Source organism: Bacillus sp. RC240, assembly GCF_044907945.1.
Taxonomy (GTDB): domain Bacteria; phylum Bacillota; class Bacilli; order Bacillales; family Bacillaceae_G; genus Bacillus_A; species Bacillus_A mycoides.
On the sequence record NZ_JBIYCT010000023.1, the window covers coordinates 1 to 15665 of the forward strand.

14 protein-coding genes, 1 tRNA gene and 2 riboswitches are annotated in these 15665 nt (G+C 37.0%); of the genes, 3 read left to right on the plus strand and 12 right to left on the minus strand.

From position 1 onward, the window contains the following. Window positions 1-311 precede the first annotated feature (311 nt). The 6 genes from ABH955_RS28750 to groES all read right to left on the minus strand — a co-directional run bounded on the left by ABH955_RS28750 (window position 312) and on the right by groES (window position 8260). Window positions 312-1817 carry a sensor histidine kinase gene (locus ABH955_RS28750; protein WP_404458325.1) on the minus strand — a complete coding sequence of 502 codons (1506 nt, stop codon included), beginning with the start codon at window positions 1815-1817 and terminating at the stop codon, window positions 312-314. Next, window positions 1801-2502 carry a response regulator transcription factor gene (locus tag ABH955_RS28755; RefSeq protein ID WP_404491957.1) on the minus strand — a complete coding sequence of 234 codons (702 nt, stop codon included), beginning with the start codon at window positions 2500-2502 and terminating at the stop codon, window positions 1801-1803. Before ABH955_RS28755 ends, ABH955_RS28750 begins: the two co-directional genes overlap by 17 nt. Window positions 2503-2647: 145 nt before the next feature. Further along, the gene (locus tag ABH955_RS28760; protein WP_002091603.1) at window positions 2648-3973 is read right to left on the minus strand and encodes an NCS2 family permease; all 1326 of its coding nucleotides are present in this window, start codon (window positions 3971-3973) and stop codon (window positions 2648-2650) included. Between the two features lie 128 nt (window positions 3974-4101). After that, window positions 4102-4203: riboswitch (purine riboswitch) on the minus strand. Window positions 4204-4358: 155 nt separating this feature from the next. Next, window positions 4359-5897 (minus strand): glutamine-hydrolyzing GMP synthase, encoded by a 1539-nt coding sequence (gene guaA, locus ABH955_RS28765; protein ID WP_122952359.1) that lies wholly within the window; start codon window positions 5895-5897, stop codon window positions 4359-4361. 165 nt (window positions 5898-6062) lie between these two features. Next, window positions 6063-6164, minus strand: a riboswitch (purine riboswitch). Window positions 6165-6303: 139 nt separating this feature from the next. Beyond that, window positions 6304-7938: a chaperonin GroEL gene (gene groL, locus ABH955_RS28770; RefSeq protein ID WP_002029451.1), complete on the minus strand. Its 1635-nt coding sequence runs from the start codon at window positions 7936-7938 to the stop codon at window positions 6304-6306. A gap of 37 nt (window positions 7939-7975) precedes the next feature. Continuing rightward, entirely contained in the window at window positions 7976-8260 is a 285-nt protein-coding gene (gene groES, locus ABH955_RS28775) for a co-chaperone GroES (protein WP_002009985.1), read from the minus strand. 402 nt (window positions 8261-8662) lie between these two features. On the opposite strand from groES, the gene ABH955_RS28780 reads away from it, so the two are divergent. Together ABH955_RS28780 and ABH955_RS28785 are read left to right on the plus strand one after the other, a co-directional pair. Further along, a complete protein-coding gene (locus ABH955_RS28780) occupies window positions 8663-9412 on the plus strand; it encodes a CPBP family intramembrane glutamic endopeptidase (protein WP_044440795.1) in 750 nt (249 codons plus the stop codon). Further along, a complete protein-coding gene (locus ABH955_RS28785; protein WP_001246201.1) occupies window positions 9409-9600 on the plus strand; it encodes a YdiK family protein in 192 nt (63 codons plus the stop codon). Before ABH955_RS28780 ends, ABH955_RS28785 begins: the two co-directional genes overlap by 4 nt. 29 nt (window positions 9601-9629) lie before the next feature. On the opposite strand, the gene ABH955_RS28790 is transcribed toward ABH955_RS28785, so the two are convergent. Continuing rightward, the gene (locus tag ABH955_RS28790; protein ID WP_000372704.1) at window positions 9630-10259 is read right to left on the minus strand and encodes a redox-sensing transcriptional repressor Rex; all 630 of its coding nucleotides are present in this window, start codon (window positions 10257-10259) and stop codon (window positions 9630-9632) included. Window positions 10260-10446: 187 nt separating this feature from the next. Between ABH955_RS28790 and ABH955_RS28795 the strand changes: the two genes are divergently transcribed. Continuing rightward, window positions 10447-12369, plus strand: coding sequence for an ABC-F family ATP-binding cassette domain-containing protein (locus ABH955_RS28795; protein WP_090835618.1), 1923 nt, complete (start codon window positions 10447-10449; stop codon window positions 12367-12369). A 412-nt stretch (window positions 12370-12781) separates the two neighbouring features. Here ABH955_RS28795 and tsaD read toward each other — a convergent pair whose 3' ends face one another. From tsaD to ABH955_RS28820, 5 genes are all read right to left on the minus strand, one after another. After that, window positions 12782-13798: a tRNA (adenosine(37)-N6)-threonylcarbamoyltransferase complex transferase subunit TsaD gene (gene tsaD / locus ABH955_RS28800; RefSeq protein WP_002091609.1), complete on the minus strand. Its 1017-nt coding sequence runs from the start codon at window positions 13796-13798 to the stop codon at window positions 12782-12784. Beyond that, complete coding sequence (gene rimI, locus ABH955_RS28805) at window positions 13798-14241, minus strand: ribosomal protein S18-alanine N-acetyltransferase (protein WP_002063534.1); 444 nt, start codon at window positions 14239-14241, stop codon at window positions 13798-13800. Before rimI ends, tsaD begins: the two co-directional genes overlap by 1 nt. A gap of 13 nt (window positions 14242-14254) precedes the next feature. Continuing rightward, a complete protein-coding gene (gene tsaB / locus ABH955_RS28810; protein WP_002124827.1) occupies window positions 14255-14947 on the minus strand; it encodes a tRNA (adenosine(37)-N6)-threonylcarbamoyltransferase complex dimerization subunit type 1 TsaB in 693 nt (230 codons plus the stop codon). Further along, entirely contained in the window at window positions 14928-15401 is a 474-nt protein-coding gene (tsaE, locus tag ABH955_RS28815; protein WP_016101417.1) for a tRNA (adenosine(37)-N6)-threonylcarbamoyltransferase complex ATPase subunit type 1 TsaE, read from the minus strand. The genes tsaB and tsaE overlap by 20 nt, the downstream gene beginning before the upstream one ends. Window positions 15402-15575: 174 nt before the next feature. Continuing rightward, window positions 15576-15651 (minus strand) — tRNA-Asp (locus tag ABH955_RS28820). Window positions 15652-15665 lie beyond the last annotated feature (14 nt).

Sequence of the window (15665 nt, forward strand, 5' to 3'; positions counted from 1 at the left end):
TCAAACTCTCCAATAAAGTTAGTTTGTCTAGCATCTAAAAATAAAAATTGACGTTCACGTTGTTTGTTTCGTTCAGTTTTCAAAGAACTTGTCTGTCGCTCATTTGCGACTCCCTTATGTTAACATTTTCATATTTCAATGTCAACCAAGTTTTTTTATTTCTTTTGTCGCTTTCTGCGTTGTTGCTATCGGCGACTTGTTTTATATTACACCTCTAAACTCTAATCGTCAATATGTTTTTCTAAAAAAATATAAAAAGGCTTATTCCTTTTAAAATAAGCCTTTTTATCCTATAACATTCTATTCATTTATTATTTTTCTATAATTGGTAATGAAACGATGAACTGAACGATCCCGTCCTCATACTCAGCTCGAATACTACCACCTTGCAACTCAACAATACTTTTCGCAATAGCTAATCCGAGCCCCGAACCTTCTGTTACTCTACTTCTAGATTGATCTTTCTTATAAAACCGTTCAAACAAGTTCCCTAACTCTTCTCTCGTAAACTCTTCACTATGATTCGCAATAACAATTTGTATATTCCTGCGCTGCCTTTGAAGAGAAACTTTTATCTCTCCGTCATCTTTACTATACTTAATTGCATTCATTAGTAAGTTGTCGAATACACGGACCATCTTTTCCGAATCAATCATCGCATATGCACGTTCCTCAGGAAACTTCTTAACAAACATAAGGCCATGCTCTTCCGCTTGTGGTACTAACTCTTCTATTAATTGATCAAGTAACTCATTTACACACACTTCCTGTTTTTCTAATACAACTTGTTCATTCGTTAACTTCGTATACTCAAATAAATCTTCTATTAAATTCTTTAACTGCTCCGACTTCGCAAAAGCAATTCTCGTATACTCATCATGTTGTTCTTTATTTTCATATTTAGAATCTCGAAGTAATCGCAAGTAACCCATTATAGAAGTCAGTGGTGTACGTAAATCGTGTGATACATTCGTAATAAGCTCATTTTTTTGCTTCTCTAATTTACGTTCCTTTTCTATATTATTCATAAGCTCTTCCGCCATATTATTAATATTCTCAGTTAAAGACGCAATCTCATCTTCACCTTTTTTCTCAATACGGTACGCTAAGTTGCCTTTTTCTATTTCCTTTACACCTTGTGCCATCGCTTCAATTTGCTTCATCTTTCTCTTTGTTATATAGAAGAAAGAAAAAATGAATACAAGTAAACCTATGAAAAATGGAAACGGCCCTTCTTGCGTATCATATCTCACTTCACCTCCCGGAATCCCACTAACAAACATGTATAAATTCTTATCTTCTATTGTAATAGGTACAAAAGCTATAAATTCTTTCCTTGTATTTTCAAATGCATCTTGGCCATTTGAATAGTTGATTGCAAATGATGCTGCATTACGAATTGTATTGTGCAAATCAATTTGTTCTTCTTGTGCCTGCTTCGTCTTATATACAACTTTGCCGCTCTCGTCAGTAACCAGTACTTTTAAAGCTCTAGATCCTCGTTCTAAATTTTGATTCTCCATTTCGATCATATTGGATATAGCTTCTAATTTATTTTCATGAACCGAGCTATTTGCTGCTCTTTGAGCTTGGTGATTAATTTGTTCCATACCAGCTCGATAATCGATATTCGCTTGACGATTCGCATTCTCAAAAAATGGCGCAGCTCCCTTTGCAAAAAAAAGCCCTAATAACGCACAAGCAGTAAACGCAGTAATAAGTTGAATTCGTATACTCCGTTTCACACTTCTCACTATCTTTCCAATTAATTCTCGAATTTTCCTAACATAAGTAAATGGATTAAATATCTTTTTCAATCTTATACCCCACTCCCCATACTGTTTTTATATATATTGGCTTCCTTGGATTCTCCTCAATCTTTTCACGCACTTTCCGAATATGAACCATTACCGTGTTATCCGACTGGAAAGATCTTTCGTTCCAAACCTTTTCATAAATTTGTTCCGCGCTAAAGACCATCCCCGGATTACGAGCTAGTAATTCTAAAATCGAAAATTCCCTCGGAGTCAGTTTCACTTCTTCTCCATCTACAATGACTGTATGGGTTGAGATGTTTATCTTCATCTCTCCAATTTCTAGCTCGTCCTCATTTTGAAGAGCAAAACCATTCATCTTCATATAACGACGTAACTGAGATTTAATTCTTGCGATTAACTCTAACGGATTAAATGGTTTCGTTACGTAATCATCTGCACCTGTTGTTAATCCTAAAATTTTATCCATATCTTGCGTTTTCGCCGAAAGCATAATAATAGGCATTTCTTTCGATTCTCTTACTTTCATACACATATGAATACCATCTACCTTTGGCATCATAATATCTAATACGACTAGATGTACTTCATTTTTTTCTAGTAAACGTAATCCTTCTTCTCCGTCTCCTGCTTGCAACACTTTATATCCTTCATTCTTTAAATAGATTGTAATAAGATTTCTAATTTCTTTTTCATCATCTACGACAAGTATTGTTTCGTGCGCCACAATATCTCCCCCATCACTTTTTTAATCCCTAACTTCTATTATAGGAAAACTTCTGAAGAAAAACGCTCGGAAATCCTTAAGATTTTCTGAAGACGCAAAAAAGGTCTAGACTCCCCTTAAGTCTAGACCTTTCAAAAAACCCCTTTTATTTACGAACGTAGATGAAATATAGTACGAATAAAACTCCCATAACATACATAATTGGATGAATCTCTTTACGACGACCACTTACTACCATTGTAATTGGATAGAAGATAAACCCGATTGCAATCCCTGTCGCAATACTATACGTAAGTGGCATTGAAATGATTGTAAAGAATGCTGGTACTGCAATCTCGAATTTCTTCCAATCAATTTCTCCTAAAGATGAAACCATCAAGATTCCTACAATAATTAATGCTGGCGCTGTTACAGCTGGTGTCACAACACTTAATAGTGGTGAGAAGAATAGTGCCAGTAAGAAGAATCCTGCTGTTACAACTGCTGTAAATCCAGAACGTCCTCCTGCCGCTACCCCCGCAGACGATTCAATGTAAGACGTCGTAGTAGATGTACCTAGAATTGCACCAATTACAGTTGCAATCGCATCTGCAAATAATGCTTTACCTGCACGTGGTAATTTATTGTTCTTCATTAATCCCGCTTGATTCGCAACCGCTACAAGCGTACCTGCTGTATCAAAGAAATCGATAAAGAAGAACGTTATAATAACAATCGCCATTTCAACAGTGAAAATGTCTCCAAAGTGAGTTAATGCTACCCCGAACGTTGGTTCTAGACTCGGTATTGCTCCCACTACAGCTTTTGGTGTATCAATTAATCCAGTCGCTACTCCTAAGATCGCCGTAAGGATCATACCGTAGAAAACTGCACCATTTATTTTTTTAATCATGAAAATGATTGTAGTAACAACTCCGAAGATCGCTAGTAACGTTGTGCCCTTTGTTAAGTCCCCCAACCCAACAAGAACAGCATCATTCTTTACGATAATTCCAGCGTTTTGGAATCCAAGGAAGGCAATGAATAATCCAATACCCGCCGCTACTGCAAACTTTAACTCTACTGGAATTGCATTAATGATTTTTTCACGAATACCTGAAGCAGTAAGAATAATAAAGATAATACCTGACATTAATGTTCCAGCAATTGCCGTTTGCCACGGAATTCCCATCGTTAACACCGCTGTATAAGCAAAGAACGCGTTTATTCCCATACCTGGCGCTAAAGCAATCGGATACTTCGCAAATATCCCCATAATTAACGAACCAATCGCCGCTGCTAATGCTGTAGCAACGAATACTGCACCTGGATCCATTCCTGTACCCGCCGGTAATCCTTTAACATTTCCAAGCGACAGCGTAGCAGGATTGACAAATAGTACGTAAGCCATAGATAGAAATGTCGTTAAACCTGCTATGAACTCTGTTTTATAATTTGTGCCGAGTTCATCAAACTGAAAATAGCGTTTCATCTTACGTTTCCCCCGTTATATGATTACTCGCCGTATTTCACCCTAGCCCTCTTTTATCTATAAAAATAAAAAAGGCTTCCATTGCATATACATGGAAGCGTTCTATGAATAAAGACAAGTTTCCCCTCATCTTTATAGAAACGCCTCGTAGTCAAGCCATTTACGGTAGCTAGGTAGAAACTTTCGGGCCATATCCCCGATATTATACGACGGCATAATATTCACTTTTCGTTTGAATTACATACTCATATTAACTCGAGGAGGTGGTTTTGTCAATTTAAAAACGAACATTTTTATAAACTTTTATATTTTCGTTCGTATTAAGGCTGAAAACAAAAAGATCCATCTATACATGAACGATAGATGGATCTTTTTTATTACAATACTATTCCCACTCAATAGTTGCTGGTGGCTTACTCGTTATATCATACACGATACGGTTAACGTGTTTTACTTCGTTTACGATACGTACAGAGATTTTCTCTAATACGTCCCAAGGGATACGTGCCCAATCAGCTGTCATACCGTCGATAGATGTTACTGCACGGATACCTACTGTGTAATCGTAAGTACGCTCGTCACCCATAACACCTACACTACGCATACCAGGAAGCGCAGTGAAGTATTGCCAAACTTCGCGGTCTAATCCTGCTTTTATAATTTCTTCACGTAAAATTGCATCAGATTCACGAACGATTTCTAATTTCTCTTCTGTAATTTCACCTAATACACGAATACCAAGTCCTGGACCTGGGAACGGTTGACGCCATACGATTTCATCAGGAATTCCTAGTTCTGATCCTAATACACGTACTTCGTCTTTAAATAAAGTGTTTAAAGGCTCAATTAATTTGAACTGCATGTCTTCTGGAAGTCCACCAACGTTATGGTGAGATTTAATTGTTTGTGCAGTTGCTGTACCACTTTCAACGATGTCTGTATAAAGTGTACCTTGCGCTAGGAAGTCCATTCCTTGTAATTTAGAAGCTTCATCATCAAATACGTAAATGAATTCATTACCGATGATTTTACGTTTTTGCTCTGGATCTTCTACACCTTTTAACTTGTTCATGAAGCGCTCTTGTGCATCCACTTTAATAACGTTCATATGGAAGCCTTCGCTAAATGTTTTCATAACACCTTCTGCTTCATCTTTACGAAGTAAACCGTGGTCCACGAAAATACATGTTAATTGGTCACCAATCGCTTTATGAATTAATACTGCTACAACAGAAGAGTCTACACCGCCACTAAGTGCGCATAATACTTTTTTGTCTCCAACAGTTTCACGGATCTTCTCTAATTCTACTTCGATAAAGTTCTCCATGTTCCATCCTTCAGAACAACCACATACGCCGAATACGAAGTTTTTAATTAAATCGTTACCGTGCTCAGAGTGACGTACTTCTGGGTGGAATTGTACACCGTATAAGTTTTCCGCTTCATTGCTCATACCAGCAATTGGACAAGACTCACTCGTTGCATCTACTACGAATCCTTCAGGTAAACCAGTTACTAAATCACCATGGCTCATCCATACAACTTGCTCTTCTGGAAGGTTCGTATATAATTTTGATTCGTTCTCTACTTTAAGAACAGCTTTTCCGTACTCGCGGTGGTTTGCACGTTCTACTTTACCACCGAAGTGTTGCGTCATAAGCTGCATACCGTAACAAATACCGAAAATCGGTAATCCTAGTTCAAAGATTTTTTCATCACAATGTAATGCACCTTCACCGTATACACTATTTGGTCCACCAGAGAAGATAATCCCTTTTGGATTCATTGCTTTAATTTCTTCTGCAGTAATTGTATGTGGATGAAGTTCACTGTATACACCGAACTCACGAATTCGACGTGCTATTAACTGATTGTACTGACTCCCAAAATCTAAAACGATAATTGTATCATGCTGCTTCTTCAAAATAATCACCCCAACGTTAGTTCTCGTATATAAATATTTTCACCAATTTGGCGAAAAGCATTACTAATATAATAAAAAAAGCCAGTCCTCCGCCTCTAGTCTCATGACAAAGAAAAGGCAGGGGTCTGGCTTTATAAAGAAAGATAGTCTTCCGCTCTTTATAAATATAAGACGCACTGCCTTCATAGTCAGGTTGTTTACGGTAACCCGGTAGAGACTCTCAAACCATATCATCGAGGATATATGAAGGATTGTTTTATATTATCTTCCTAGATTCTAACAATGAAGTATCAGTATGGTCAAGAGAGAAAGCGACAAAATTCTACAGAAATTATTTTCCTGCGCTCAAAAACATAAAAAAACATCCACTTCTATATAGAAGTGGATGTTTTTCGGGAGAACGGAATTACATCATTCCGCCCATACCGCCCATGCCCATGCCGCCCATGTCAGGCATTGCTGGTGCATTTGGTTCTGGCTTGTCAGCAACTACAGCTTCAGTTGTTAAGAACATAGCTGCAACAGATGCTGCGTTTTGAAGTGCAGAACGAGTTACTTTAGCTGGATCTACGATACCAGACTCAAGCATGTTAACCCATTCGCCAGTAGCTGCGTTGAAACCAACGCCTACTTTTTCGCCTTTTAGACGCTCTACAACTACAGATCCTTCTAGACCAGCGTTGATTGCGATTTGACGAACTGGCTCTTCTAGTGCACGAAGTACGATGTTGATACCTGTTGCTTCGTCGCCTTCAGCTACGATAGAAGCTACTTTTGTGTATACGTTCATAAGTGAAGTACCACCACCTGCAACAATACCTTCTTCTACTGCTGCACGAGTTGAGTTAAGTGCATCTTCAATGCGAAGTTTGCGCTCTTTTAACTCAGTTTCAGTTGCTGCACCTACTTTAATTACTGCTACACCGCCCGCAAGTTTAGCAAGACGCTCTTGTAATTTTTCACGATCGAATTCAGAAGTAGTTTCTTCTAATTGCGCGCGGATTTGACCGATGCGAGCTTCGATTTGTTGTGAATTTCCAATACCTTCAACTACAGTTGTGTTTTCTTTCGTTACAACAATTTTACCAGCGCGTCCTAAAGATTCAACTGTAGCAGATTTTAAGTCACGTCCTAATTCTTCAGTGATTACTTCGCCACCAGTTAAGATTGCGATATCTTCTAGCATTGCTTTACGACGGTCACCAAATCCAGGAGCTTTAACAGCAACTACATTGAATGTACCACGAAGTTTGTTCACTACTAATGTAGCTAACGCTTCGCCTTCTACATCTTCAGCAATGATAAGGAGTGGTTTACCTTGTTGTACCACTTGCTCTAATACTGGTAAGATTTCTTGGATGTTAGAAATCTTTTTGTCAGTAATTAAAATGTATGGGTTATCAAGAACTGCTTCCATTTTGTCAGAATCAGTAATCATGTAAGGAGATGCATATCCACGATCAAATTGCATACCTTCTACTACGTCTAATTCTGTTGTGAATCCTTTAGATTCTTCTAAAGTAATAACCCCGTCGTTACCAACGCGCTCCATTGCTTCAGCGATTAATTGACCTACTTCTTCGTCAGCCGAAGAAATAGCAGCTACTTGTGCGATAGAAGATTTACCTTCGATTGGTTTAGAAATCGCTTTTAATTCTTCAATTGCAGCAGTAACAGCTTTTTCGATACCTTTACGAAGACCCATTGGGTTTGCACCAGCTGTTACGTTTTTAAGACCTTCACGAATCATAGCTTGCGCTAATACAGTTGCAGTTGTCGTTCCGTCACCAGCTACATCGTTTGTTTTGCTAGCAACTTCTGCTACTAATTTCGCACCCATGTTTTCGAATGCATCTTCTAATTCGATTTCTTTTGCGATTGTTACACCGTCATTTGTAATAAGTGGTGAACCGAATTTTTTCTCAAGTACAACGTTACGACCTTTTGGTCCAAGCGTTACTTTTACTGCGTTTGCAAGAGTGTCGACACCGCGAAGCATCGAACGACGTGCTTCTTCACTAAATTTAATATCTTTTGCCATAATAATTGACCCCCTTGGATTTTTAAAATGTATATAATTAACCGATAATTGCTAAAATGTCACTTTCACGTAAAATCAAGTAGTCTGTACCTTCGTATTTCACTTCAGTACCTGCATATTTTGAGAAGATGATAAGATCACCTGCTGCTACCTCTAAAGCAACACGCTCACCATTTTCAAGCACTCGGCCTGTACCTACTGCAATAACTTTACCCTCTTGTGGTTTTTCTTTTGCAGTTTCTGGTAATACAATACCACTTGCTGTTTTTTCTTCTGCTTGAACAAGTTCAATTACAACGCGATCACCTAATGGCTTTAGCATGAACAATAACCTCCTCATTTTGTTATGTAAATTTTATTTATTAGCACTCAAGTCACACGAGTGCTAACACACTTCTAATAATAAATAATCTCAATTTCTTTTGCAAGTAAAAAAATCATAATTTTTTCGCAAATTACTTTATGCACTTTCCTAGATATCATTACTTCTTCTACTGCCTTTACTATATGAATCGTTGTTCCCACTTCTTGTATGTTACAATATGAAAGACACCCTAAGTTGTTTTCGCTAAACGTACAACTTTTTCCTGTCTCCTATTTTATTTTCAAATACTTATTTACAAAAAAAATATAATTCAAATGAAAGTTTATATCGTAGGTAGCATATTTACATGTTATCCTACCTTATCTCATACACTAGCGTTAGAAAGGATGGTTAAACCATTTGAAGAAACAATATTGGTGGATTATCGTTACATACATTTTAATGCAGTTATCAGGCATTGCCGGGTTACCGCTTCTCCTGAAAACTGGACTATACGATAATAGGGGATTTACTAGAGATGAAAAACTTCAGCTCATAACTGGTCATTGGGCTATCATTAGCTTTTTCATTGCATTATGCGTTGTACTTTGGTTACTCAGAACAGACATTCGTGACAGGCATTTAGATAAAATGCGCTCTACTGTTCCAGCTACAATTGGGTGGATTTTTATTGGTTTCTTCTTAGCGCTGTTCTCACAAAGCATTGCCGGTATGATCGAAATGCGTTTATTAGGGATTACACCGGGATCTGAAAATACAGCAAGACTTATGGACATCGCAAGAACGACACCTTGGTTCCTTATTGTCATATCTATAATAGGACCTATTTTGGAAGAAATCGTATTTAGAAAAATTTTATTCGGTACACTTTATAAGAAGTTTAACTTCTTTATTGCCGCTATTATTAGTTCACTTGTATTCGCGGCGATTCATTTTGATTTTACTCACTTATTGGTATACACTTCTATGGGGCTCGTATTCGCCTTTTTATACGTAAAAACGAAACGAATTATAGTTCCTATTGCAGCTCATGTTGCAATGAATACATTAGTTGCAGTTGCTCAAGTTGTAGTAAGCAATGAGCAAATTCAAGAAATGATTAAAGAAGCTGAAAAAATGCAAGGCTTTATCGGAGGATTTTTAGTATGAGAAACTCACCATTGTTCATGGCTGCATTGTACTTTCTTCTTGGATGTATCTTTACACGCTTCGCCATTACGAACGTAACAGATACAATCTGGAATATGTGGACAATACTATTTGCAGTTATGGCAACAATTGATTTTAATTTGGCACTTCGCCTTATCTTAGTTAAATTCACAAAGAAAAAACAATAATAAAACGCAGAGGTCATCTCCTCTGCGTTTTATTGTGGATAATTCTTCAAAAAGTAAACAAGCGTTTGTAACTCTACAGCTAAATCAATGTGATGAATTCTTATATTCTCTGACACATTTAAGCGTGCTGGTGTGAAATTTAAAATACCATGCACGTTCGTTTCTGCCAATCTATCTGCCACAGATTGCGCTACTGTAGCGGGTACTGTTAATATTGCCACTTGTATATCAGTTGATAAACGTTCTTCTAGTTCATCCAAATGATATACAGGAATGCCTCCGATTTCTGTTCCAACTTTCTCTTCACTAACATCAAACGCCATTTCAATTTTTGTATTATTGTTTTTCGTGAAATTATAATGTAAGAAAGCGGTCCCTAAATTACCTACTCCAATAAGTGCCACGCGTGTTATATCATCTTGGTCGAGTGTTTCACGGAAAAATGATAATAAATAATTTACGTTATATCCATATCCTTTTTTCCCTAACGCTCCAAAATATGAAAAATCTCTTCGAATAGTTGCGGAATCAACCTTTACCGCTTCACTCAATTCGGCTGATGAAACACGTTGCTTACCAGAAAGAGATAAGTTTTGGATAAATCGATAGTATAGAGGCAATCGTTTGGCAGTGGCCTGTGGAATTTTTTGCTGATCCATATAACCTCTCCTCTCTTCCTATCTTTATTCTTATACTTGAATCAAATACAGAAGTTTAGTACTCCTGAATTTCCTTGTATAATAAAGAGAAGAAGTATTCTCTCTTTATTTTAAACTATACACTATTTTTAGTATGATTGAGAAATATAAACATGGCAAAGTTAAGAAATTATTTGAGGTGAAAACATTGATATTATTACAAGTGAATGGGCTTTCGAAATTATACGGTGCAGAAACGATTCTTGCAAACATAAAATTGGAAGTACAAACAAAAGATCGTATCGCATTAGTCGGACGAAATGGAGCTGGAAAATCTACATTATTAAAAATAATAGCTGGCGAGTTATCTCATGATGGTGGTGAAATTATAAAACCGAAAGATGTCTCAATGGGGTATTTAGCTCAAAATACCGGATTAGAAACGTCTTTAACAATTTGGGATGAAATGTTAACCGTCTTTACACACTTGCAGCAGATGGAGACAAAACTTCGAAGGCTAGAGCAAGAGATGGGAAAAGAAGAAAACTTTTCAAATGCGGCTATATATGAGAAATTATTAGCTGATTATGACCAATTACAATTAGATTATAAAGATCAAGGCGGCTATCAGTACGAAGCGGATATACGCTCAATTTTAAGCGGTCTTGGCTTCCCAGTTGAAACGCATCAGACGAAAATTTCCACATTAAGTGGTGGACAAAAGACTCGATTAGCTCTCGGGAAATTATTATTAACTAGACCAGACTTACTTATTTTAGACGAACCTACAAACCATTTGGATATTGAGACACTAACATGGCTTGAACAATATTTACAAGGCTATCCTGGCGCGATTTTAATCGTTTCCCATGACCGTTATTTCTTAGATAAACTCGTTACACAAGTATACGAAATTTCTAATAAGGAAAGCCGACGATTTGTTGGTAACTACAGTAAATATTTAGACTCAAAATCAGCTCTATACGAGCAAGAAATGAAGCGTTATGAAAAACAACAAGATGAAATTTCTAAACTGGAAGACTTTGTACAAAAAAATATAGCTCGTGCATCTACGACAAAACGCGCTCAAAGTCGCCGTAAACAATTAGACAGAATGGAAGTATTAACTAGACCATTAGGCGATTCTAAATCAGCTTCCTTCCACTTCGATATTGAAAAACAAAGTGGAAATGATGTTTTACAAGTGAAAGATGCAACTATTGGCTATTATCAGGAACCGATTATTGAGCATGTAAATATGCGCTTAACTCGCGGTGACAGTGTTGCCTTAGTTGGGCCAAACGGAATTGGAAAATCTACATTATTAAAATCCATTGTGAATAAGTTACAGCTATTACATGGAAACGTTGCTTTCGGCTCAAATGTATCTGTTGGTTATTATGATCAAGAACAAGCCAACTTAACATCTTCGAAGCGAGTTTTAAATGAATTATGGGATGAATATCCCCTGCAACCTGAAAAAGAAATTCGCACTATACTAGGCAACTTTTTATTCACAGGGGATGATGTACTCAAACCAGTATCTTCTCTTAGTGGTGGACAAAAGGCTCGACTAGCTCTTGCAAAACTTATGATGCAAAAATCCAATTTATTAATTCTCGATGAGCCAACAAACCATCTTGATTTAAATAGTAAAGAGATTTTGGAGAATGCTTTAATTGATTACCCAGGTACTCTTCTATTCGTCTCTCATGACCGCTATTTTATTAATCGCGTAACGACAACCGTTGTTGAGTTATCAACAGAAGGTGCACAAGAATATTTAGGTGATTACGATTATTACGTTGAAAAGAAAAATGAAATGATTGAACGTGCGGAACTAGAGCAAGAAGATGAAGTACCTGTTCAAAAAGTGGTGGCACAAGAAAAATTAAATTATCTCGAAGAAAAAGAACGTAAACAGCTAGAGCGTCAACGTACTCGAAAGATTGAAGAACTGGAACAAAATATCGTAGGCTTAGAAGAAGAAATTGCTACGTTAGAAGATCAGCTTTGCTTACCAGAAATATATGCAGATTATGAAAAGGCTAGTGAAATTACAACTAAAAAACAAACACTGCAAGAACAGCTTGAAGCTTGTATGGCAGAATGGGAAGAACTGCATATATAAGAGAATTTAAAAGAGGAGGATGTCTCATAAGTCGGGCTTTTTGACGAGATGACCTCCTTTTTATTTTCTGTTTTGGAATCAATACCATAGTAAATGAAATTATACAAACCATTCGACAAGGATTGACAATAGTAGCACCTTATATAATAAGAGGAGGATGTTTCAATTTTTTTTTGGACATCTCTTTGTTTTTTATTTCCCAAAAAAGAATTTCTTTAAAGGTCAGACTTCCTCTATGTTATCCACAAGGTTATACACATATCCACCTTTATAATATAAACTTTCAAATAACTTTTCCACATTATCCACAACTTGATAAAAAGTTATACACATTTTATGTACACAAAAAAACCCAAATTATCAACAGATAATTTGGGTTTTATCCACAAGCTGTGGTTAATTTTGTGTATAACTATGCTTCAATATCTAATCCTGGATTTGCATTTAAAGCTAATGTAGCGCGTTTTCCTTGTTCGTATGCAATTGTACCTGCAGCCGCAATCATCGCTGCATTATCTGTGCATAAAGATAGAGGAGGAATAATTAGCTCTATATTTTCTTTTTGTGCAAATTCTGCTGCTAAACGTGCACGAAGCCCTTTATTAGCAGCTACTCCACCAGCAAGAAGCACTTGTTTTACATTATAAGCATCTGCTGCACGAGACGCTTTCGTTACAAGTACATCTATTACACTTTCTTGGAAACTTGCTGCTAAATCTTCTGGTGCAATTTCTATACCGCGCTGTTTTGCGTTATGCACAGTGTTGATAACTGCTGATTTCAATCCACTAAAGCTGAAATCATACGAATCAGGTTCTAGCCACGCACGAGGCAAATCAATTGTTGGTTTTCCTTCATGCGCAAGGCGATCAATATGAGGACCACCTGGATAAGGCATTGATAATGTACGAGCTACTTTATCGTAAGCTTCTCCTGCCGCATCATCTCGCGTTTCACCAATCACTTCAAATGAACCATGTTCTTTCATATAAACAAGCTCCGTATGTCCACCGGATACAACAAGCGATAGTAACGGGAATTGTACTTCTTTTACTAAACGATTCGCATAAATATGACCAGCAATATGATGAACACCAACTAGAGGGATATCATGAGCAAAAGCCACAGCTTTCGCTGCATTTACACCTATTAAAAGTGCTCCGACTAAACCTGGGCCTTCTGTTACAGCAATTGCATCAATATCCTCAAAAGTGATATTCGCTTCTTTTAAAGCTTCTTCTAACACAACTGTGATTTCTTCTACATGATGACGGGATGCAATCTCTGGTACAACTCCGCCAAAACGCTTATGACTTTCAATTTGCGATGCAACGACATTCGCAATGATTTCCGTTCCATTTTTAACAACTGCTACAGCTGTTTCATCACAGCTTGTTTCAATACCAAGTATAATCGTATTTTTTCCCATTATATATTCACCCACATTACAAGACCATCTTCCTGATTGTCTGCATAGTATCGTTTACGAATCCCACCATTTTGAAATCCGTATTTTCTGTATAACTGCTTTGCTACTTCATTTGACATGCGTACTTCAAGTGTCATTGTTTTTACTCCTAAACCTTTCGCTTCGGAAATGACTTCTTTTAATAAGGCATCCCCTAGCTTTTGACCTCTGTATTCCGGCAGGATAGCTATATTTGTTACATGTGATTCATCAATAATTATCCACAATCCACAATATCCAATTACGAGACCATCTTTTTCTAGCACGACATAATGTGCATGTTCATTCACCTCTAATTCACGGTGAAAGGCATCTGCAGTCCAAGGGGTTGAAAAAGATGCTTCTTCAATAGCTACAATTTGAGCAATATCATCGAGTGCCATCTTTCTAAATATCATATCCATCTTCTGTAGGCCCCTATTGTTTTTGACTTTCTAACCATTTTGTTTCAGCTTCAGCTAAACGAAGATAGCTAGGAACAAACGTATGCACGTCTTGTTCTTCTTTTTGTAATCCTAAAAATGCTAATTCACTTGGTCTTGGGTTATTCTTAGTGAACGGAGCAAATACAGCTTGATCACCTAAATATTCTACAATTGTTTCTTTATGCAATTTAACATCGTTACCAATAAATAAAACAGGCTGTTCTTTATCTTTTAACATTTGCAACCAGTCAACAATAAGAATAATTCGGTCTTCTTCTATTGAAGTTATACGCTCTCCTTCATATGTATATAACCCCGTGTAAATTTGACCACGTCGGCCATCAAATAAAGGACAAATTAGTCCATTAAAATTAGTACCATTTGCAGCCACCACTTCCAAACTTGATACACCTACAATTGGTATTTGAAGTGACCAAGCTAATGTTTTTGCCGCTGTCACACCTATACGAACACCTGTATATGATCCCGGTCCAGCTGCTACAACAATTTTAGTCAATTCTTTCGGTTTTACACCGCATTCTTTTAACAGTTTCTCTACAGCTGGCATAAGACGTACAGAATGGTTTTTTGTTAAATTTGTAATGATTTCCCCAATCACGTTCCCTTCCTCAATAAGGGATACACCCATTACGTAATTTGAAGTATCAATTGCTAGTACTTTCATCTTGTAATAGCTCCTCACATAATCTAATATAGCGATCTCCAATTGGCTCGAGTACAATTTTTCTTGTATCATCTCCAGCATGGAATAAACTAATTTGCAACTTCTCATTCGGTAAATATACTTCTATTAAATGAGCCCATTCTACTACTGTAATCCCTTCACCATAGAAATACTCATCAAATCCTAAATCTTCTTCACTTTCCGCTAAACGATACACATCCATATGATATAGCGGTAATCTTCCTTTATATTCTTTAATAATATTGAAGGTAGGACTATTTACGACTCTTTTCACTCCAAGACCTTTTGCTAGTCCTTTTGTAAAAGTCGTCTTGCCAGCTCCAAGATCACCTTCTAAAATAATTACATCTTTTTCCTTTACAAGTCTCCCTAATTTTTCTGATAATCGCTGGGTTTCTTCGGAAGATTTTGTTGTTATTTCATATTTACTCACAGACTTCACCTACTTTACTCACAATGTTCTCTGCTCTTTATTATACAGGTTTTAAATATATAAAAAAGTCCTTAGGAGTTTTCCTAAGGATAGTTTGACTGTCTTTATTAGTTTTTTGTTAAAACAAATAAAAAAATACGAAACAACTTGTTTCGTTCTTTTCTTTATATAAAATGGCGGTCCCGACCGGGGTCGAACCGGCGATCTCCTGCGTGACAGGCAGGCATGTTAACCACTACACCACGGGACCATTTGGTTGCGGGG